The 20,680-nt window shown below is 61.2% G+C and carries 18 protein-coding genes and 1 pseudogene; 18 read left to right on the forward strand and 1 reads right to left on the reverse strand.

Going from position 1 to position 20,680, the window contains the following annotated elements:
• Positions 1-160 precede the first annotated feature (160 nt).
• The 8 genes from X744_RS145010 to X744_RS1000000174030 all read left to right on the forward strand — a co-directional run bounded on the left by X744_RS145010 (position 161) and on the right by X744_RS1000000174030 (position 9,685).
• The gene (locus tag X744_RS145010) at positions 161-1,543 is read left to right on the forward strand and encodes an FAD-binding oxidoreductase (RefSeq protein WP_023761880.1); all 1,383 of its coding nucleotides are present in this window, start codon (positions 161-163) and stop codon (positions 1,541-1,543) included.
• A 177-nt stretch (positions 1,544-1,720) separates the two neighbouring features.
• Positions 1,721-2,332, forward strand: a complete 612-nt coding sequence (locus X744_RS145005) for a hypothetical protein (protein WP_031260936.1) — start codon at positions 1,721-1,723, stop codon at positions 2,330-2,332.
• A 78-nt stretch (positions 2,333-2,410) separates the two neighbouring features.
• On the forward strand, positions 2,411-2,539 hold the full coding sequence (locus X744_RS1000000176080) for a hypothetical protein (RefSeq protein WP_023761882.1): 129 nt from the start codon (positions 2,411-2,413) through the stop codon (positions 2,537-2,539).
• Between the two features lie 158 nt (positions 2,540-2,697).
• Entirely contained in the window at positions 2,698-5,790 is a 3,093-nt protein-coding gene (locus X744_RS145000; protein ID WP_050589586.1) for an AAA family ATPase, read from the forward strand.
• Entirely contained in the window at positions 5,790-6,938 is a 1,149-nt protein-coding gene (locus tag X744_RS01000000170210) for a YcaO-like family protein (RefSeq protein ID WP_023761884.1), read from the forward strand. Before X744_RS145000 ends, X744_RS01000000170210 begins: the two co-directional genes overlap by 1 nt.
• Before the next feature lie 61 nt (positions 6,939-6,999).
• A complete protein-coding gene (locus X744_RS05625) occupies positions 7,000-7,605 on the forward strand; it encodes a TfuA-like protein (RefSeq protein ID WP_198032269.1) in 606 nt (201 codons plus the stop codon).
• A gap of 147 nt (positions 7,606-7,752) precedes the next feature.
• Positions 7,753-8,934 (forward strand): hypothetical protein, encoded by a 1,182-nt coding sequence (locus X744_RS144995; RefSeq protein ID WP_032908001.1) that lies wholly within the window; start codon positions 7,753-7,755, stop codon positions 8,932-8,934.
• Between the two features lie 28 nt (positions 8,935-8,962).
• Positions 8,963-9,685 carry a hypothetical protein gene (locus X744_RS1000000174030; RefSeq protein WP_156938613.1) on the forward strand — a complete coding sequence of 241 codons (723 nt, stop codon included), beginning with the start codon at positions 8,963-8,965 and terminating at the stop codon, positions 9,683-9,685.
• A 275-nt stretch (positions 9,686-9,960) separates the two neighbouring features.
• On the opposite strand, the gene X744_RS144990 is transcribed toward X744_RS1000000174030, so the two are convergent.
• A complete protein-coding gene (locus tag X744_RS144990; RefSeq protein WP_198032270.1) occupies positions 9,961-10,902 on the reverse strand; it encodes a LysR substrate-binding domain-containing protein in 942 nt (313 codons plus the stop codon).
• Positions 10,903-11,169: 267 nt separating this feature from the next.
• On the opposite strand from X744_RS144990, the pseudogene X744_RS05610 reads away from it, so the two are divergent.
• From X744_RS05610 to X744_RS144950, 10 genes and pseudogenes are all read left to right on the forward strand, one after another.
• Positions 11,170-11,753: pseudogene (locus tag X744_RS05610) on the forward strand (DUF308 domain-containing protein).
• Positions 11,754-11,949: 196 nt separating this feature from the next.
• Positions 11,950-12,273 (forward strand): acylphosphatase, encoded by a 324-nt coding sequence (locus tag X744_RS0138085; protein ID WP_245266821.1) that lies wholly within the window; start codon positions 11,950-11,952, stop codon positions 12,271-12,273.
• 93 nt (positions 12,274-12,366) lie between these two features.
• A complete protein-coding gene (locus tag X744_RS144985) occupies positions 12,367-13,020 on the forward strand; it encodes a Rieske 2Fe-2S domain-containing protein (protein ID WP_023761891.1) in 654 nt (217 codons plus the stop codon).
• Complete coding sequence (locus X744_RS144980; protein ID WP_023761892.1) at positions 13,017-13,862, forward strand: aromatic ring-hydroxylating dioxygenase subunit alpha; 846 nt, start codon at positions 13,017-13,019, stop codon at positions 13,860-13,862. The genes X744_RS144985 and X744_RS144980 overlap by 4 nt, the downstream gene beginning before the upstream one ends.
• The gene (locus X744_RS144975) at positions 13,859-14,518 is read left to right on the forward strand and encodes a glutathione S-transferase family protein (protein WP_023761893.1); all 660 of its coding nucleotides are present in this window, start codon (positions 13,859-13,861) and stop codon (positions 14,516-14,518) included. Before X744_RS144980 ends, X744_RS144975 begins: the two co-directional genes overlap by 4 nt.
• A gap of 1 nt (position 14,519) precedes the next feature.
• Positions 14,520-15,899 carry an amidohydrolase gene (locus X744_RS144970; protein WP_023761894.1) on the forward strand — a complete coding sequence of 460 codons (1,380 nt, stop codon included), beginning with the start codon at positions 14,520-14,522 and terminating at the stop codon, positions 15,897-15,899.
• A 26-nt stretch (positions 15,900-15,925) separates the two neighbouring features.
• Positions 15,926-17,023: a BMP family ABC transporter substrate-binding protein gene (locus tag X744_RS144965; RefSeq protein WP_198032272.1), complete on the forward strand. Its 1,098-nt coding sequence runs from the start codon at positions 15,926-15,928 to the stop codon at positions 17,021-17,023.
• Positions 17,024-17,026: 3 nt separating this feature from the next.
• A complete protein-coding gene (locus X744_RS144960; RefSeq protein WP_023761896.1) occupies positions 17,027-18,547 on the forward strand; it encodes an ABC transporter ATP-binding protein in 1,521 nt (506 codons plus the stop codon).
• Positions 18,544-19,644 carry an ABC transporter permease gene (locus tag X744_RS144955; RefSeq protein WP_023761897.1) on the forward strand — a complete coding sequence of 367 codons (1,101 nt, stop codon included), beginning with the start codon at positions 18,544-18,546 and terminating at the stop codon, positions 19,642-19,644. The genes X744_RS144960 and X744_RS144955 overlap by 4 nt, the downstream gene beginning before the upstream one ends.
• Positions 19,641-20,552: an ABC transporter permease gene (locus tag X744_RS144950; protein ID WP_023761898.1), complete on the forward strand. Its 912-nt coding sequence runs from the start codon at positions 19,641-19,643 to the stop codon at positions 20,550-20,552. Before X744_RS144955 ends, X744_RS144950 begins: the two co-directional genes overlap by 4 nt.
• Positions 20,553-20,680 lie beyond the last annotated feature (128 nt).

Here is a 20,680-nt window from a genome sequence, read left to right on the forward strand (position 1 = left end):
CCGAACTATCCAGCAATACGGCCATATGAGCAAGCGCGCATATGCGCGATCCTACTCTGAACGATCGGGCAACAGAATTGGACGATGTGACATTTTTGCGAGCACCGGATGGGCTAGCGTCCATCGACCGGACCGACAGGTTTCGGTAGGGAGGAATGCCATGAACGACGAAGACATCACCAAATTCGCAGCAAGCCTGCGGGGCGAAGTCATCCGCACCGGCGACGCGAACTATGACGAGGCCCGCAAGCTCTACAACGGCATGATCGACAAGCGACCGTTGGTCATCGCCCGCTGCGTTGACGTCGCCGACGTGATCACAGCGGTGAATTTCGGTCGCGACAACAAGTTGCTGGTTGCGGTACGTGGCGGCGGCCATAACGGACCGGGGTTAGGGAGCTGCGACGACGGTCTGGTGATCGACCTGTCGGCGATGAAAGGCGTGCGCGTCGATCCGGACGTCTGTACGGCGCGGGTAGGCGCGGGCTGCACTCAGGGCGACGTCGACCACGCCACCCATGCCTTTGGGTTGGCTGTCCCGGCGGGCATCATCTCGACCACTGGGATCGCCGGACTGACGCTGAGTGGCGGCCACGGCTATCTGACGCGCAAATACGGTTTGACCATCGACAATCTGATCGAGGCCGATGTCGTGCTTGCCGACGGAAGCTTCGTCACTGCCAGCAAGGAACGGGACCCCAACCTGTTCTGGGCGCTGCGTGGCGGTGGCGGCAATTTCGGCGTCGTCACAAGTTTTGTGTTCCAGCTTCACCGGGTCAACATGGTCTTTGCGGGGCCGATCGCATTTGATCAACAACACGCCCGTACCATCATGCAGCGTTATCGCGAGTTCCTGCCGGACGCGCCCGAGGAACTCGGGATCTTCCTCGGGCTCAAGACGATCCTCTCGAGCGCGCCGTTTCCGGAAGAGTTTTGGGGCAAGCGGATGTGTCTCCTGATGTGTTGCTATAGCGGCCCGGAGGAAAAGGGTAGAGAGGCGCTGGCCCCGCTCATCGATGCGCTCCCTGCGCCTTGGTTCAATTGGATGGGAACGATGCCCTATCCCGCCGTGCAGAGCATGTTCGACGGGCTCTACCCGAAGGGGATGCAGTGGTATTGGCGGGGCGATTTCGTCAAGACACTGTCTGACGCGGCGATTGACGCTCATCTCAAGCAGGCGGCGAAGACGCCGAGCGAGCTATCGCTCATGCATCTCTATCCGATCGATGGCGCCGTTCATCGAATCGGCAAAGACGAGACAGCTTGGAATTGCCGTGATGCGACCTGGTCGATGGTTATCGCAGGGATCGATCCGGACCCACAGAAAGCGGGGCCGGTGACGCGCTGGACCAAGGCCTATTGGGAGGCGGTGCATCCGTTCGATCTGGGTGGCGCCTACCTGAACTTCATGATGGATGACGAGGGCGATGCAAGGCTCAAGGCTGCTTATGGAGACAACTACGAGCGCCTGGCTACGCTGAAGAAGACATACGACCCGAACAACCTCTTCCGGGTGAACCAAAACATCCGGCCGGCTGCCTGACGGGCGGCCGCTCGTCAGGCGGACCGGCGTCACATCCTGAGTGACCCCCGGTAATATGAGGAGTATCTTATGTATGCGGCGCGTTCCAGATCCTAGGGCAGCAGCCAACTCCAAAGAGCGGGAGCTGTGCTCGTTGCGAACTCGCCGGCAAAATCTGCGCTCGCTAAGGAGGAGGAAATGCGCATCCATTCAAGCCCTGTGTTTTTGGCAGCTATTGCCGCCGCTTGGGCATTCCCCGCACCTGCGGCTGACAAAAGCGATGAGCAGTTGATTGAGAATGCGATTACGGCAGCACCGGAGGCTGTCGGCAAAAACGCCGCCGTCGTGAACTGGGAGATGAAGACGTTGAGGAAGGGCACGAACGGCTTCACTTGCATCCCGGACGACCCTGGAACTCCCGCCGATGACCCGATGTGCACAGATGAGAACGGGATGGCGTGGATGCACGCGATCATGTCAAAGAGCGNCCCTGGAACTCCCGCCGATGACCCGATGTGCACAGATGAGAACGGGATGGCGTGGATGCACGCGATCATGTCAAAGAGCGAGCCACCGAAAGGCAAGGTCGCTTTTGCCTACATGCTGAAGGGCGGCGATGCAGCCAGCAATACCGACCCCTTTGCAACCAAGCCGGCGGAAGGGGCCGAATGGCTATATGACGGTCCCCATGTCATGATCATGAACGCACCGGAAATCATGGCGTTATATCCCCACGAACCAAACCAGACACAGCCATATGTCATGTTCCCCGACACGCCCTACGCACACCTGATGATTCCAGTGAAGTAGTCCAAGCAAGACCTGCCGCTTAACGCAGTGGCAGGTCACCCTCGTGGACGGGAGGTTTGGGTTTTCAAGCTCGCGGCCATGACGTTAGCAGCCGTGCTTATTGCAGGCGCTGCGCTGGCGCACAAAGAGGCGACGGGTACCATCGCCGAGCGCATGACGGCGATGAAAAACATGGGCCGCGAGCTGAAGGCAGGCGAGAGGTCCTGAGCAGCCGTCGCAGGTTCCGGCGATCGCCGCTCTGTAATTTGTGCTCTGTCATACTTTTGATAGTATGCCCTGTCAGCGAGGGTGACATGTCGCATAAGAGCCGAGTTGATGTTCCGAAGGCGGGGACTGGCTCGCGCCTTCCGATCGGCAGGGGGTTGATGGACGACGGCGTCGAGTCCCGTCACGAGCGGCGCGTATTAACCGCCCTTTGCTACGATCTTGTAGGCTCCACCGAGTTGCTCGGCCTGCTCGGCATCGAAGATTTTGAGGAACTTATCTTGGCGTTTCAAATGGCCGCCAAGAAAGCAATCGTATCGTGCTCCGGAACCGTGAGGGTCGAGGTCGGCGACGGCGGCGTCGCCGTGTTCCCAGTCGATCTGGGTGCGAAGGATGCGGCGTCGCTGACAATCAGCGCCGGACTTGAGATCGTCAGGGCGTGCAAGCTCCTTGCCGCGGAAAAAGGGAGGAGCGACCTGCATGTAAGGGTCGGCGTGGCGACCTCGATGACGCTAATCCTGAAGGGCGACACCGCTGTAGGGCAAGACACGGTAACCGGCCCTGCATTCGCGCTGGCAACCAGGCTGCAGGCAATCGCCCGGCCAGATACCGTCGTCGTGTGCAACGAGACGCGCAATCTGACACGGCGCTCACACGTATTTAGCTTCTGCGGTTCTCACGTCATCAAAGGCTTCGCGCACCCCGAGCAGGTCTGGCAGGCGCTGAGCCACAAACGGGGGGTAGACCGTTTCTTCGCGTTCGGACGCCTCACCAGCCCCTTGATCGACCGCACGGACGAGGCCGAGCTGATACATGAATGTTGGAATGAAGCTGTTTCGGGACGTGGCCAGGTCATCGTGATCGAGGGCGAAGCCGGCATTGGCAAGTCGCGCATCCTGCACGAGGTGCGTCGGCGAACGCGCTTCCAACGCAACAGGTTGCTCCTCTTCCAATGTATGCCAGGCGACTCGCGTTCGACGCTGTATCCACTGCGGCAGGCGATGCTGGGCAATTTCGACGACGGCGGTGCACTCACCCCCGCGCTTCTAGCCGAGGCGTTCGCCGCACATGACGTTCACGACGCCGAAGTCGTCGACATCTTTTCTTTTCTGCTCGGCGTGGAAGGCGCGGGGTCCGGTTTCCATGAGATGGGCCCGGAAGCAATCCGGGAGAAGGCCGATTGGGCCGCGCGCCATGCGTTACAAGCAACGTGCGCCGGTGGCCCAGTGGTGTTGATCGTTGAAGATATTCATTGGATCGACCTGACGTCGAAGCAGCTGCTGGGTGAACTTGCAAAGCTGGTTCCGAGTTCCCCCGTGCTCTTGATCGCAACGACGAGGCCGGGATCTGGCGACTGGCTGGACGAAAGAAGCAAGCATGTCCTGCTCGCTCCCCTTGAGCATGCCGACACCTTGCGGGCAATCGCAACGATGTGGCCTCAAGGCAAGCGAGCGCCTGCGCCTGAGTTGATAGAGTTGGTCGAGCGCGTCACCGGCGGTGTACCCCTGTTCATCGAGGAGGTTTGCCAATGGATGGCGGAGAATGCCGCTAGCGGTACGGAGCAGCTGCCACAGGGCGTTTCGCTCGGCCGCGCGGCGGTATTGGAAACAGTGATAGATGCCCGGCTGGAGCCTCTCGGCCGCGCCCGCGAGGTGGCGCGAGCGGCCGCCGTCGCGGGCAACAGATTCAGCCTGGACTTGCTGTCGGCGCTCTTGCCGGAATTTGACCGGGGCACGATCTCTGCGGCACTCGATGCCCTGGCCGAGGCAGGCTTCGTACGTGCCAGGCACGCAGCGGCGACAGTGTACGCGTTTCGGCATACGCTCATCCAAGAGACGATCTACAATGGAACACTGCGGAAACGGCGGCAGACTCTGCATCAGCGTCTTTACGCGGTGGCTAGCGGCAACCGCAGCCTCGTTGGCTGGCTAACAACGGCAGCTCTTGCCGATCATGCTGAGCGAGGCGGCCTGCTTGACGAAGCGATCGGCGAGTTCGTCAATGCCGGCATGGAAAGCTCGTCCCGCTCGGCCATGGCTGAGGCAAGGCAGCTGCTCGAGCATGCCATCGCGCTTTGCGGGCAGGTTTCTGATCATGACAAACGGGATGCGCTGCGGCTCTCGGCGATGGTTGTGCTCGGGCCGATACTGACTGCCGTCGAAGGGCCAAATTCCGAACACGCCCGCAGGCTCTATGACGACGGCGTAAAGATCGCACGGCGTCGGCCGATAGCGGAGCGCGCCAAGTGGTTCCCGATCTATTGGGGTTGGTGGTTCACGGGTTCGGTCGTTGATGGCGAGCGGGCGCAGGCTGTCGTCAATGATTTGAAGGAGGTTAACGACCCCGAGATTCAGCTCCAGGCTAGGCACTGCTTGTGGGCGGTCGATTTCAATCGCGGAGACCATGGTGGATGCATAGCCGCGATTGATGCTGGATTGCCGCTCTATGACGTGAGCCAGGGGCACGCGAATGCCACGCGTTTTGGGGGGCACGACGCGCGCGTATGCGGCTTGGCGCATCGTGCACTGTCGCTGTGGTTTTCGGGACGAGCGACGAGCGCTCTCCGCTCCATGTCGGAGGCCCGCCGCTTGGCGCAGCAGACTGGCCATGTCAGCAGCATTGCGCATGCCTGTATCAACGACGCGATGCTGAGTTGCTATCGCCGCGACTTCGCTTCGTTGCGTGACGTGATTGAGGATCTGCGACAGCTGACGGCGCTTCATCACCTGCCTTCGATAGTCGTCTCGGCACAGATCTTCGAGGGCTGGTGCGATGGCAACGCTGGCCAACTTGAGCGGGGCAAGGACAAGATGCGTGAGGGCCTCGGGCTGCATGGACAAGTGCAGACACCCGAGGACGAGCCCGTCTATTGCGGCATGCTGGCGGAACTTCTCGCGCGCTCGGGTGAGATCGGTCATGCGCTTGCGCTGCTTCATTCGGCGGTGGTGCAGGCCGAGGCTGGTGGCAGCCGATATTGGCTGGCGGAACTACATCGGCGAATTGCACAACTGCTCGTCCTTGACAGGGCGGCAGCCAGCCGGGTGGCGGCTGCCCTTGAGAAGAGCCTCAATACTGCAGCCGAGCAAAATGCCGTGCCCATCCTCATCGCGGCCTACGAGACGCTCAGCGCGTCAAATCTCTCGCCCGTACTGCTTCGGAGCTACAACGACCGTGTCGAAGCGGCAAGGAAGTCGGTTGAGCCCGGCGAACCGCTGGTCGTGAACCCTGAGCCGGAACTGCGGGCCAGCCGATAGTGGAACAATATGAGCGCGTTGGTCCTCCGGCAGACGAAGCGCTGACCTATCTGATGTCGATGCGACAAACGTTGGGCATCACCCGTATTGCGGACATTACCGGCCTGGACCGTGTCGGCATCCCGGTCGTGCAGGCAACGAGGCCGTTCTCGTTTTCAAATGCGGTCGCGCAGGGAAAGGGTGCCAGCCTGGCTCGCGCTGCCATATCGGCCATTTTGGAATCCGCTGAGAGCTTTTTCGCCGAGCGCATCGAACATCTTGATGCAGCTTACGCTTCGGCCAAGTTACTCGGAATACCCTACGGGCGATTTGAGACGTGGCTGCGAGAGCCCGCACCTGCTGATTGGCGCGGCCGAGAAAACGCTTGGGTAGAGGCGGAGAACCTGCTGGGCGGCGGCCGCGACTTCGTTCCGCTGGAATTGGTGCACACGGCCTATCTCGTACCGCCCAGCCCCCGTGACGGAATTTTCACGCCAACGACAACCGGACTGGCGGCCGCGCTTGATGAAGCAGACGCCATCACACACGGAATATTGGAATGCGTCGAACGCGATGCCATCGCCCGCGCTCTCAAGACACATGGTTTTCTGCAACACCAGCGAATCGATCCAGCGACCATCGATGACGCAAGGGTCTTGGCCCTATTGGATGAACTTGCACGAAAGGACATGATCGTCGGCCTTTGGCTTGCGCCGTCGCCTGTTGGCCTGCCTGTGATTTGGTGCCATCTGATGGAAAGCAATCCTCGCGAGACGGCATTGCTCCATCTGCCAGCCGACGGCTCGGCCGCTGCATTCGATCCGGCGGCAGCCGCCGTCCAAGCGATCCACGAGGCGGCGCAGGCGCGGCTTGCGGCAATCTCGGGTGCACGCGATGACATGACACGGACGTCTTATCCGAAATATCCCGACTGGCAGCTTATCGAGGCGCACCGCCAGCTGATCACCGGCGGCCGCAAGGATGTGAGCTTCACCCGTCAGCCTGCCTATCGAGTGGCGGGCGGGCAGACCTTGCTTGGTAGCCTTCTCGCGAGACTGGAGGAAAGCGGAATCAACGCCGTGTATCTGATCCGCCTCAACACCAGCCCTTGGAACCGACTGTCGGCCGTCAGGATAGTTATCCCCCAATTGTACCCTTTGGTGGAGTGAGCGGATGCGACCTCGGCTCGTTTTCACCGGCCCCACGCTATCGCACCCAGAGGCACAGCAAGTGGCCGACGTGATCTGCCTGGCGCCCGCGGTGCAAGGCTCGATCATAGCTGCTGTGCAGCGTTATGACCCGGCTGCAATTGTCATCATAGACGGCGCCTTCCAGGCTGAGCCGGCAGTGAGGCACAAGGAGATACTGTGGGCGATCAGCCAGGCCATCCCGGTGATTGGTGCTGGAAGCATGGGAGCCTTGCGAGCCGCCGAGCTTTACCCATACATGCACGGCGTTGGCCTTATCTATCGATGGTACCGCCGCTTTGCTTTCCTGCCTGATGACGCAGTGGCAGTGCTGTACGGTCCGAAGGCGGTGAATTTCTCGCCCCTAACGCACGCTTTGGTTGATTTGCGAATGACCGTTCGCGCCGCTTGGAGGCGGAACCTGATCTCCACCGATTTGTCAGGAAGGCTTGAGAATGCGGCGCGGAACCTCAATTTTAGGGAACGTACGCTGTCGCGAATGGTCCGCGAGGCACTACGGGAAGCCAGTGACCATGATATCGAAGCCTGCCGGCAAATCTCGCAGGAGCTTTCATTCAGCAAAAGAAACGCGATGCACTGTCAGCTCTGCAACTTGTGCAAGAAAATGCATTGGTGGCGGCGGAATTGAGGAATTTCAGAATGACGGTCGCGTTTGCCCAAGATCTGGAGGACGCCGGCTTAGCAATCTGACGACAGAGTTGCCGGTGATACCTGGTGCAATTTACGAAATGCAGGCTTCGTGCTAGTGTCGCCGACCATGAGAGGGGCCGCGCAAGTGAACGCGCTCGATGTCGCCGGTCGGGCGGGGATGTCGGCTGGAACACGCTTCCTGCTATACCCACAAGCGCCTCACGTTTCTGGGTACGAGCAACCCGAGGCGGTCTGGATTTCAACATCGCCTGGTTTGATCCATCCGGGCCCGGAGGATCATCGCATATACGTGCGTGATCCCTTGCTGGACAAGCAGCCGTACGGGTATCCCTACCTGCCGCCCTTCGTCGGCGCGTATTTCCCACCCGCCGAGCCCGGCGTTGATGGTCATTTCGACCACCTCGCTCTTCAGTCGCGCCAGTTCCTGGCAGCGCATGCGTTCGCGGCTGCGAGCCGGGTGCTGGACATCTGGGAAAGCTATCTGGGCAAGCCGATTATCTGGTACTTCGCCGAAACATACGAGCGGCTTGAGATCATTCCCTGGGTTGACTGGGAGAATGCGCAATCGGGGTATGGCTATCTGGAGCTTGGCCGCGAGCGTGGAGCCGACGGGAGCGGCCATCCGTACGCCCTCAACTTCGATGTGATCGCGCATGAAATGGGTCACTCCATACTCTTTTCTCTCTTCGGAGTGCCCACGCAGGGCCTGCAGGACGGCGATTTCGGGCCGTTCCACGAAGCCAACGCCGATCTTATTTCGCTGCTTTCGTTCCTGCATTTCGACACCGGGATGGATCGATTGTTACGGCACAGCCAGGCAAACCTGCTTGTCCTCAACGAGCTCAACCGCATCGCCGAACTGACGGGCGACCGACAGATCCGCCTCGCCAGTAACTCGCGCAAGATGACGGAAGTGACCGAAGAGATTCATGACCGGTCTCGCCCATTCACGGGAGCGGTGTTCGATACCCTGGTCGATCTCTACCATGCCGGCCTGGTGCGGCAGGGCCTGGCCGACGAGCGCCTGCTTCGCTTCGACATCAGGCAGGTTAGTGAAGCCGACATGCGGCGCATCTCTAACTTTACGGGCGATGCATTCCGGGCCAGTCCGTTCCTTTTCAAGACCGAGCTAGTCAAGGCGCGCGACGATGTCGCGCTTTCGCTCGCGCGCGCGTGGACGCGCCTCGATGCCGACCATCTCACATTCGCAATCGCAGCCTCCACCATCATCGAAGTGTCCGACCGCATCCGCCCGGCGATAGCGGCAAGCTTCGAAGAGAACTTCAGATGGCGGGAAATTTTATGAATTGGTGATTGCAACGGAGGGTAACGACATGAGCGACGATTTTCACCGACCGACACTGACCTTTCCCGATGGCGCATATAACGCCAGCCAAGTAAGGCTCTACGGCATCCCCGGGAGTGGCGGTCTCGTGTTCCCAGGGAACTCAAAGGCCGTCGGCACAAAAAATACAAGTATTTCGTCAAACATGTCGACGGGCGATCCCAAAAAAGATGAGAAAGCAAACGCAGAAGTTAAGAAAATCGTAGAAGAATTAAGAGGCAAAGGAAGAAATATATTATCTGATGAAGAAATATTCAAGAATCTTATTACATTACCGCCGTTTCCATTACCTACAGGAATGTCGTACCAAATTGTACTCGACACGCGAAAGTTTGGAAAAATTGCTTTATCAACATTAGTAACACTCGAAGAGGCAGCAAGGGAAGGGAAATTTCTTTCCTGTGGCATTATTGTTGGTTATTCCTATGAAGGACAGTGCTATGATTTACCAAAACCGAAAATAATGCTGATCTCGGCCTTTCCTCAAGAAATTCCACTCGACGATTGCGGCTATGACAAGAAAAAGCCGAATGTGGGGGACAGATACATGCTTTGGATAGTCGACAAGCTTGATCAGTGCATTGAATTCGAAACGAACCAGGGGTTCGTCGAGCAGATCGTTCTCGAAGCCAATATGCCGGGTAAGCGCTCGCCCACGATGTATGCTTCCCGGATGATGACGGGCCATCGCGGGGGGAGACTTGGCGACTGACAGACGCGAGTGCGCGCATGACCGATGGCGAGTTGTTGTCGGCTAGCCCCCGGCTCGGCTTCCAGGGTTGTTGTCCAAATCCACCGGACTATGGCGATTATACACCGCTATAACTCAGCTTGCCGGACTACTGGCCGCTTTGACCTTTGTTGGCGAATTGGCGGTTTTCGACCCCACGGTGGTGATGCGGCAGTCGGCGGCAATATCGCACAAGCTTTCGCTTGGCGCGATGATCTCTGGAAGATCACGCTGAGGCGTCGCGTGATCGTCAGTTCTCAAGTTATGAAACTGGCAGCGACCTCTTCGAGCGTCCGTTCCATCCATAGATGGCCGGGATCACTGTCGTTCCGCCGGTGCCAGTAGAGACGTTCCTCGATGATCGGCATGTCGAAGGGCACTGGAAGCGCCCTCACATTGTAGCGGTCGCTCTGCATCGCAACCAGCAGCGACGGCAGGATCGTCGCCATATCAGTCCTGCCGACCGTATTCAAAGTGAGATGGAAGTTCGGCAGCCACCCGCATGTGTGCGGTTGCTTAGGCTGCTGGCGCCAAAGCTGCTCAGCGACGCCAGCGATCACCCCGCCAAACCGAGTCTCGATATATCCCATCACACATAGCTCGTCGAAAGTGATGGTCTGGGCGGTGTGCGCATTATCTTTGGAGATCGCCACAACGAACTTGTCAGTGAATAGTTTCTGCGACCGTATGAACTCGTCATAGGCCTGCATTTTGTCGAGCAGTCTGGCTGAGATTGTGATCGCGAAGTCGATCTGACCGTCCAGAATGCGGTCTGCGGTATCCGCCGACAGCTCCTCGAACTGCACGCTGATCAGCGGAGCGATCTCCCGCAGCGAAGATATCAAATGCGTGGCCAGAAGCTCGCAGCAGTAGGTTGTCGCAGAAATCCGAAAAACACGTCGCGCGGCCGACGCATCGAAGCTGGTCGGCTGATCGTTAAGCTCGCTGACCTGAGAGAGAATAGTCTTGACAGGGTCGGCGAGCGCGCGGCCCCTGGCGGTCAACTCGAGATTGCGGCCGATTTGCTCTAGCAGCGGATCGGCGAAATGGTGGCGCAACTTCCGCAGCGCCGCGCTCATCCCGGGCTGAGAGATGTGAATGCGCTCCGCGGCGCGGGTGACATTCCTTTCGGTGAGGAGCGCATCGAGCGCAACCAGAAGATTGAGATCGAGCCCTCGAAGATGCATCCGATCCCCCAATATGTGCCGATAAGAGCGAGGGTTTCTAGCTTTTTAGGTCCGTTCGAGCACCAATGCAAATAAACCACCTGGTTAGCACGGAGCCTTCTCTGCCGATCTTGCGGGGGGTTCGCAGATTACAGACGAACTCGGCGCCTCGCGGCAAGGGACTGATGATCAAGGGATTCCTGCGAGGAATATCCGAGCTGGATTGCTGGTATTTGAACAAACGATTTCCGTGCCGACGATCCGTCTTCTAGCTGGTAGGCAATGAATAGGAGACTCGACATGGTTACGCAGACGATCGAACACCGACCCGCCCCGTCGGCCTCGGGCTGGCTCAAGCGCTATTATTTCACCCGGTTCGCCTTCTCGGCGGCGTGGGTCGTGATTGCCTTCTCGGTCGCCAAGAGCGTGCCACCGCTCGCCGCGATCATGCTCGTCGGCTATCCGGCCTGGGACGCGCTCGCCAACTTCATCGATGCCCAGCGCAGCGGCGGCCTCGGCCGCAACAAATCGCAGCTGCTCAACTTCATCTTCAGCATTCTCACCGCGATCGCCGTCGCTGTCGCGCTTCGCAGCAGCATGCACAGCGTGCTGATCGTCTTCGGCATCTGGGCCGGCTTCTCCGGCATCTTCCAACTCGCCACCGCCGTTGGTCGCTGGAAATCCTTCGGCGCCCAGTGGGCGATGATCCTGAGCGGCGCCCAGTCCGCCCTTGCAGGCGTCTTCATGATCTTGATGGACCAGACCCGGTCGGCATCGCCAACATCGCCCCCTATGCGGCGTTCGGCGCCTTCTATTTCGCCGTCTCGGCCATCTGGCTCGCCATCAGCGATGCGCGAAAAGGCGTGATTCGCACCGCGAGCTAAGACGCGGCGCCAGCCACGCCTTCGGGCCGCGGCTCCGACCCCATTTCCCAGTATCGGCTTTGGCTTTTTATGCCCTTTCGCCCCTCGCAGCCGTTCGCGTATGGATCCGCTGCAATTGCACGCGTCGATTACCACTTCCGCCCGTTCGGTCTCACGCTATGCTGCTGACCATGATACCAAAGCCGCGAGGTCCGTCATGATGAAGCAAGGTCAGCACCATGAGCGGATGACCATTCGCGGCCAGCTCCAACCCGCGTCCTTCGTGCCCTGGATCATGCGCCATGCGGCCAAGCTTGGTCTCGCGCACCATGTCACTCATGCAAGTACCGATCGCATCGAGCTCGATATTGCCGGTGCGGCGGAACTGATCGACATGATGGAGATGGGGTGTTCGCTAGGGCCCATCGAGGTCTGGGTCGAGACGATCGACCGCGCGCCTGTCGAGCAAAAAACACATGGCTTTGCGCGTGGTTACCGTCCGTCTGCACTTAATTTAATCAATGTTGCAGTTGCGAAATAATTATGCATACGTCAGACTATCGAGCGGTTCGCCAACTCCTTGCGCTGGCATCTCTGGCCGGCAAACAGTGGTATCAGTACGGAAAGTAAGGTCATGCTGTCCGACAAGACGGACACCTGGGTGCCGGTCGCCCTTTCCCAGGATCTGCCGACAGGACAGGCAATGCCGGCGCGGACGCTCGCCGGTCCCATTGCCCTCTGGCGAAGCCAATCGGGGCGCTTGGCGGCATCGGCGGATCGCTGTCCACACCGCGGCATGCGCCTCTCCCATGGCTTCGTGCGCGGCGAGGCGCTCTCCTGCATCTATCACGGCTGGACCTATTCGCAGGCCGGTCGGTGCCTGCGCATTCCCGCCCATCCCAGCCTCACGCCGCCGGAGACGATTCGCGTTGCGACCCGGTCGGTCGAAGAGGCAGGCGGCATCGTCTGGGTTGCTGATGGAGAGCCCGACGGCAAGCCACCGCTTTTCGAGGGTTACGTCCCGCTCCGTTCATTGACGGTCCGTGCCGGAGGTTCGGCACTTTCTGCGGCTACCGGTACGAAGGCCGCCGTGGAAGGATTCGTCTGGCGGGCGCCCGGCGCGCCAGCAATCCGCCTGCTGCCCGTCCCGCAGGAAACCGGCGAGACGCTGATCCATGTCCTTGTTCCAGCCGATTGCGGTGTGTCCGAGCGCGTCGCCGCCTCGCGAGCCGCCGAGAGCCTTCGGCGCATGGCCGAACGGATCGAGGCGAAAGAGGCCGTGCCATGAACGACGATGCGATGCGCGACGAATGGTATCCGGTCGGGCTTTTCAGCCAGCTCGACCGCGGTGGGCGCGAGACCACCCTGATGGGCGCGCCGATCAAGGTTGCGCTCGACGCCAATGGCGCGGCGAAAGTGACAGGAGAAGACGGGCGCGTGCTGCCGGTCTCGGTGCGCTATGGCCATATCTGGTCGTCGCTCGGCGAACCCAGGAAACCGGTCTTTCCGATTCCCGAGGCGGACCAGCCCGGGCGCCGCTTCGTCGATGTCGGTGTGGTGCGGGTGCGCTGCTCGCCGCTCCGCGCCGTCGAAAACTTCCTCGACATCGCACACTTCCCCTTCGTCCATACCGATATTCTCGGCTCGGAGCCGCATACCGAGGTCGAAGACTACAAGGTTGAGATCCGCGAGGAAGAGGACGAGGTCTGGGCTACCCAGGTGAAGTTCTACCAGCCGCAGGCGGCGAAATCGGCGAGCGGGGGTATCACGACGGAATATATGTACCGGGTGCCGGCTCCGACCTGCTCGGTCCTTTACAAGACCTGCCCGCCGCGCCCAGGCGAATGGGATGTCATCGCGCTGTTCGTCCAGCCGCTTGCGGAGGACCTCTGCGACGTCTGGCCGTGGATGGCGCTCTTCGACGACGAGACCCCACTGACCGACCTCATCCATTTCCAGCAGACGATTTTCCTGCAGGACCGCTCGATCCTCGAAAACCAGATCCCGCGGCTTCTGCCGCTCGATCCCGGCATGGAAATCCCGACGCGCGCCGACCTGACTTCGGTCGCCTATCGCCGCTGGCTGAAACGCCACAATTATACCTACGGCGCGCAGTTGGTGGCACAATGAGGCTTTACGACTACGTCCTCTCCCCAAGTTGCTACAAGGTGCGCCTGATGGCAGCGCTGTCGGGCGTGAAGCTCGAAATCCGTCCGGTCGACTTCCATCCCGGCGCCGAGCATCGCGGCCCCGAGCTCATGGCGCTTAATCCGGGAGGCTCCATCCCGATCCTCGAAGACGGTGACCTGATCCTGACCGAATCTTCCGCCATGCTTGGCTATCTCGCCGCGAAGGCAGCACCGGCCTGGCTCGGCAGCGGCGCCCCTGAGGAGACGGCGCGCATCCAGCAATGGCTTTCCTTCTCGCACAGGCTGACCGCCAGCCTCGGCGGCGCGCGCCTGCACGAGATGCTGCTGCGCCCCGGTGACATCGGTGCGCTCCAGGCCAATGGCATAGCGGCACTGCGTGAACTGGAAGCCGGCCTCTTCGAACAAAAAATGCGTGGCAATCGGTTTCTCGCGTGCGACCGGCCGACGATTGCCGACATTGCCTGCTTTCCCTATGTCGCGCTGGCGCCCGACGGAGGCGTTTCCCTCGACCCGTATCCCACGATCCGGCTCTGGTCGCGAGCGCTCCGCAGCCTCGACAACTTCATCGAAATGCCCGGTATCCACCGGCTGCACGAGCTGAAGCCCGAACCGCGACCATGCCCGGACGAGGCGTGAGATGACCGGCTATCTCCTGAAGAATTGCGCGGCGGTCATCACCGATGAGGGCAAGGGTCCGAGCGTCCGGCGCAATGTCGATGTGCTGACGAATGGGCCGCGGATCGAGGCAATCGGGGAAGGCCTGCACAGAGGCGAACTGCCGGCCGGCACCATCGTGCAGGACGCCGACGGCTGGTTCGTCTATCCCGGCCTCGTCAACACGCACCATCATTTCTTTCAGTGCTTCGTGCGCAACCGTGCCGAGCTCGACTGGACGAAGCTGTCGGTCATCGAATGGCTCGACCGGATCTATCCGATCTTCTCCCGGCTCAACGAGGATTGTTTCTACCACGCCTCGATCACGGCGATGGCGGAGATGATCAAGCACGGTTGCACCACGGCCTTCGACCACCAGTACAATTTTCCCCGCCATGCCGGAAAGCGGCTCATCGACCGGCAGTTCGAAGCAGCCGACCTTCTCGGCATGCGTTTCGACGCAGGCCGCGGCGGCAACACGCTGCCGAAGTCGGAAGGCTCGACCATTCCGGACGAGATGCTGGAGACCACGGACGAATTCATCGCCGACTGCGCTCGCCTCATCGACACTTATCACGACACCAGCCCCTTCAGCATGCGCCAGGTCGTCGTCGCTCCCTGCCAGCCGGTCAACTGCTACCGCGAAACCTTCGTGGAATCGGTTTCGCTGGCGCGTGATCGCGGGTTGCAGATGCACACCCATGTCGGCGAGGGCGAAAGCCCGGTCATCGAAGCCCGCCATGGCATGCGCACGGTGGACTATCTCGAGGAACTCGGATTTGCCGGCCAAGACACTTTCTATGCCCATTGCTGGGAGCTGACGCATGACGAACTACGGCTGATGGCGGCGAGCGGCACCGGCGTTTCGCATTGCCCGGAGCCGGTCTATCTGGTGGGTGCGCAGGTGACCGATATTCCCGCCATGTCCGCCTTCGGCCTGCGCGTCGGTCTCGGCTGCGACGGTGCCGCCTCGAACGACAATTCCAACCTCATGCAATGCATCCATTCCGCCTACATGCTGCAATGCCTGGCGGCCTCGACGCGCGCTCATCCGGTGCCCGCGCCGGCCGATTTCCTCGGCTATGCGACAACGGGCGGCGCCGCGCTTCTCGGTCGCAAGGACATCGGCCGACTGTCGCCCGGCATGGCCGCCGATCTCTTCGCGATCGACACGCGCCGCATGGATTATGTCGGCACGCGCCACGATCCGTTGAGCCTGATTGCCAAGGTCGGCATCGGCATGCCAACCGACATGACCATGATCAACGGCCGCATCGTCTGGGAAAAGGGTGCGTTTGCCGGGCTGGACGAGGCCCGGCTTGCCGCGGACGCGGAAGCCGCGCTTGCTACGGTGGAATTCTGATAACTTAAAAAAGGGGAACTGACATGCTGAACTACCTGACTCGCAGAACTCTGATGAAGGGCCTTGCCGCGACGGGGCTTGCCGGCGCGCTTGGCGGCCGTCCCGCCCTTGCGGCCGACGAACCGCTGGGTATCACGCTCGTGCTCCCGTCGCCGGTCGGCGATGTCGGCTGGGGCCATGCGCTCGCCGCCGGCCTCGAGCCGGTCAAGGCCGCATACGGCGACAAGGTGAAGATCACCGTCATCGAGAACATCGCCGAGGGGCCGGACGCCGACCGGATCATGAACAAGACCGTCGCCGACGGTAACAAGTTCCTGATCGCCGGCTCGTTCGGCTACCAGAATGGCGCACTGCAGATCGCCCGCCGCGATCCTTCAGTCACTGTGCTGCATGCCTCCGGCTTCCAGACCGCACCGAATTTCTCGCCCTTCGCGGCGAAGTATTTCCAGGGCACTTACCTGCTCGGCATGGCCGCCGCAGCTCTTTCCAAGACCGGCAAGTTGGGCTCGGTCTCGGCCTTCGCCATTCCGGAGCTGATCACCTCGATCAACGCATTTACGCTCGGCGCGCAGACCGTAAATCCCGCTATCGAGGTATCGGTCGTCTGGGTGAACTCCTGGTTCGACCCGGCCAAGGAACAGGAAGCCGCCAAGGCGCTGATGGCACAGAACTGCGACGTGATCTTCTCGAACGCGCAGGATACGCCCTCGGTCATCTCGGCCTGCGAGGAGGCTGGCGTCTACGCGTTCAACCTCAATTCGTCGATGAAGAAATATGCGCCGAAGAAATATCTCGGCTGCATTGCGACGGACTGGTCGCCCTTCTTCAAGGCTTCCGTGGATGCCCATATCGCCGGAACCTTCAAGGGCGCCAACGCCTTCCTTGGCGTCGCCGAAAAGGTGGTAGAGGTCGTGGACTGGAACTCGGATGTCCCAGCCGACACGATGGCGAAGATCAAGGAAGTGGCGGCGAAGATCGCCGACGGCAGCTTCTCGCCCTTCACAGGCCCAATCTCCAAGGCCGATGGCAGCGAAGCCGCCGCCGCCGGTGCGACGATAGCGGATCCTGAGATCGTCGCGATGGACTGGCACGTCAAGGGTGTCACCACACCGCTGCCCAAGTAAGTCATGACCCCGCCCCTTCTGTCGCTCCGCGGCATCTCGAAGAGCTACGGCCAGATCCGTGCCAACCAGGCCATCGATCTGGACGTGGCGCCCCAATCGATCCATGCGATTCTAGGGGAGAATGGGGCGGGCAAATCGACGCTGATGAAACTCATCTATGGCGTTGAACAACCGGACGAGGGCACCGTCGTCTGGAACGGAGAGCTCCTGAGCCTTGCCTCGCCGGCCGAGGCACGGCGCAGGGGCATCGGCATGGTCTTTCAGCATTTCTCGCTGTTCGAGACGCTGACGGTTGTCGAGAACATCCAGCTCGTCGTGCCCGGCAGCAAGGCGGAGCTGGCGGGGCGCATCCGCATCCTCGGCCAAGATTTTGGCCTTGAAGTAGATCCTCTCGCCGATGTGCACGCGCTTTCGGTCGGCGAGCGGCAGCGGGTGGAGATCATCCGCTGCCTGATGACGGACCCGAAGCTGCTCATTCTCGACGAGCCGACCTCGGTGCTGCCGCCGCAGGCGGTGAAGAAGCTGTTCGACACGCTCAGGCGCCTTCGCGATCGCGGCGTGTCCATCCTCTTCATCTCCCACAAGCTGGAGGAAATTCGCACGATCTGCGACCGGGCGACCATCCTGCGTGGAGGGCGCGTTACTGGCACCGTCGACCCGCGCGACCACGATACGCACGACCTCGCCCGCATGATGATCGGCCGCGACATGCCGGAGGTGATGCCGGCATTGGCCATGCCCGAGGGGGAGAAGCGGCTGGAAATAATAGGCATGGATTACACGCCGGATGACCCCTTTGCCACGCCGCTCTCCGGTATCAGCCTCACGGTACGATCGGGCGAGATCCTTGGCATAGCCGGAATCTCGGGCAATGGCCAAGGCGAACTTGCCGCGCTCATCTCGGGCGAAGCCATGCTGAAGGAACAGCGCGACCGGATCTACATGATGGGCCGCGACGTAGGCACACTCGATGCGGCGGCGCGCAGGAGATTCGGGTTCGCCTTCGTGCCCGAAGACCGGCTCGGGCGCGGCGCGGTCCCTGAAATGTCGCTCGTGCTCAACACCGTTCTTACCGCCCATCCTTTCGATCTCGTGAGGCACGGCCTCATCGACAACGCCGGAGCGACGGCTTTCACCAGCGAATGCATCCGCCAGCACGACGTCCGCGCCTCCGGCCCGGCTGCCGAAGCGGGCTCGCTGTCCGGCGGCAACTTGCAGAAATTCATCGTCGGTCGCGAGATGATGCTCTCGCCAAAACTGCTCTTCGTGGCGCAGCCGACCTGGGGCGTAGACATCGGCGCTGCGTCCGCCATCAGAAGGCGACTCATTGCGTTGCGCAACGAGGGCATGGCGATCCTCGTCATTTCCGAGGAACTCGAGGAACTCTTCGAGCTCTGCGATTTCATCCAGGTGCTGCATCATGGCATGCTCAGTCCGCCTCTGGTCACGCGGGACGCGCGCCCCGAAGACATCGGCCGATACATGATCGGCGCTCATGCCTCGCCAGAGAAGGTTCCTGCATGAACATTTCGGCCGCGACGTTCCTCCCCGCGCTCGTCCGCCGGGAGCATGCCTCGCTCGTCGCGGCCATGCTGGCCCCGGTTGCCGCGCTTGGCATCGCGATCTTCCTCAATGTGGGCCTTTATGCGCTGATAGGCCGCGATCCGGCGACCGTGCTGTACGCGATGCTTCTCGAGCCGTTCCTCTCCTGGACATCGTTCGCGGAGGTGCTGCTCAGGGCCGGGCCTCTTCTCCTCATCGCGCAGGGGCTGGCGATCGGTTTCCGCGCAAAGGTTTTCAACATCGGCGCGGAGGGCCAGTTCATCCTCGGCGCTATTTTCGCCTCGGCGATCCCTGTCTGGTTTCCGCAGGTGACCGGGCAGTGGATCTGGCCGTTGATGCTGCTTCTCGGGGCCCTCGGAGGTGCGCTTTGGGCATCTATCACCGCCTTCTGGCGCGTCAGGTTCAATGCGAACGAGATCCTGGTCTCCCTGATGCTGAGCCTCGTTGCCGCGCAAGTCCTCAACTACCTGCTGCTCGGCCCCTGGAAGGACCCGGCCGGCTTCAATTTCCCACAATCCGTGATGTTTCAGAACGACGCGATGGTGCCGACCCTGATCGCGGGTACCCGCGTCAACGTCTCGCTGCTCATCGCACTCGCGCTTTCGCTGGCGGCCTGGGTTTTCATGCAGCGAAGCTTCATGGGTTATAAGCTCCAGGTCGGCGGCCTTGCCCCGCGCGCGGCCGGCTACGCCGGCTTTAGCGAAGCGCGTGCGATTTGGCTGTCGCTTCTGATCGGCGGCTTCGTGGCGGGACTGGCAGGCGCCGCGGAAGTCGCGGGGCCGCTCGGCCAGTTACAGCGCTCGATCTCGACCGGCTACGGCTATGCGGCCATCATCGTCGCCTATCTCGGCGGCTTGCATCCGATCGGCATCATCTTTTCTGCGCTCTTCATGGCCGTACTCTATATCGGCGGCGACGATGCGATGGTGTCGGCAAACCTGCCGATCGCCGCCGTCCGGGTCTTCCAAGGCAGCTTGCTGCTTGCCTATCTCGTCGCTGTGGCCTTCGTGCGCTACCGCATCGAGTGGCGCCGCCCTCATCTCTGGAGCCAGCCATGAACGCCGTCGAGTTCATTATTTCGGGGATGCTCGCAGCCGCAACCCCCTTTCTGCTTGCCGCACTCGGCGAGCTGGTGGTCGAGCGCGCCGGCGTCCTTAACCTTGGCGTGGAGGGCCTGATGGCCCTCGGCGCGGTGCTCGCGTTCATCGTTGTCTACCATGGCGGTGGACACTTGCTGGGCTTCGTCGCCGCCGGTCTCGGCAGCGCCGTCCTGTCCCTCGTCTTTGCAGCGCTGGCACTCGGTTTCAGGGCAAACCAGGTCGCCACAGGCCTTGCGATCGGCATCCTCGGCCAGGGCCTTTCGGCGCTGTTCGGCAAAAGCTACGAGAGCCTGACGGTCAAGGGGCTGCCGAAACTTGCCTTTCCCGGCCTCTCGGAAATCCCGGTAGTCGGCAGGCTGTTTGTCGAGGACGTCGTGGTATGGCTTTCCCTTGCCGTGACGTTCGCGATCTGGGCGATGTTTGCCTATACGAGGGTCGGCCTTGTCGTGAGGGCAATCGGCGAGAATCCCAAGGCTGCCCACGCCATCGGCTATCCGGTCATCGCAATCCGTGTCGCGGCGATAGCCTTTGGTGGCATGATGGCGGGTTTTGCCGGCGCCTATGCGGCAGCAGTGTACACGCCCCTTTGGGCGGACGGCATGATTGCCGGACGTGGCTGGATCGCGATCGCACTCGTTGTCTTTGGCACCTGGCTTGCTGGCCGCATCTTCCTGGGTGCCTGCCTCTTCGGCGCGGTTTCGTTGATGAGCCTCGCCGCCCAGGCGACCGGTCTGGACGTGCCGTCGCAACTGCTTTCCAGCCTTCCCTATCTCGTTACGATCGTCGTGCTCGGTATCATCTCGGCGGACCGCCGCCTGCTCAGGCTGAACGGCGTCGCCTCGCTTGGCGAACCCTTCGAACGCTAGCCACGATGTGGATTTGCGAAGCTCGGCGCAAGTTGAAGCGCCCTTGGCGGTCGACTGCTCGCAGGCAATCAGGCAGCGACTGGCAAAAATTTACGGCGCTCGACCAAACCCGTGGCGGTCGAGAACCG

Origin of the sequence: Mesorhizobium sp. LNHC252B00 (assembly GCF_000502955.1) — a bacterium.
Classification (GTDB): domain Bacteria; phylum Pseudomonadota; class Alphaproteobacteria; order Rhizobiales; family Rhizobiaceae; genus Mesorhizobium.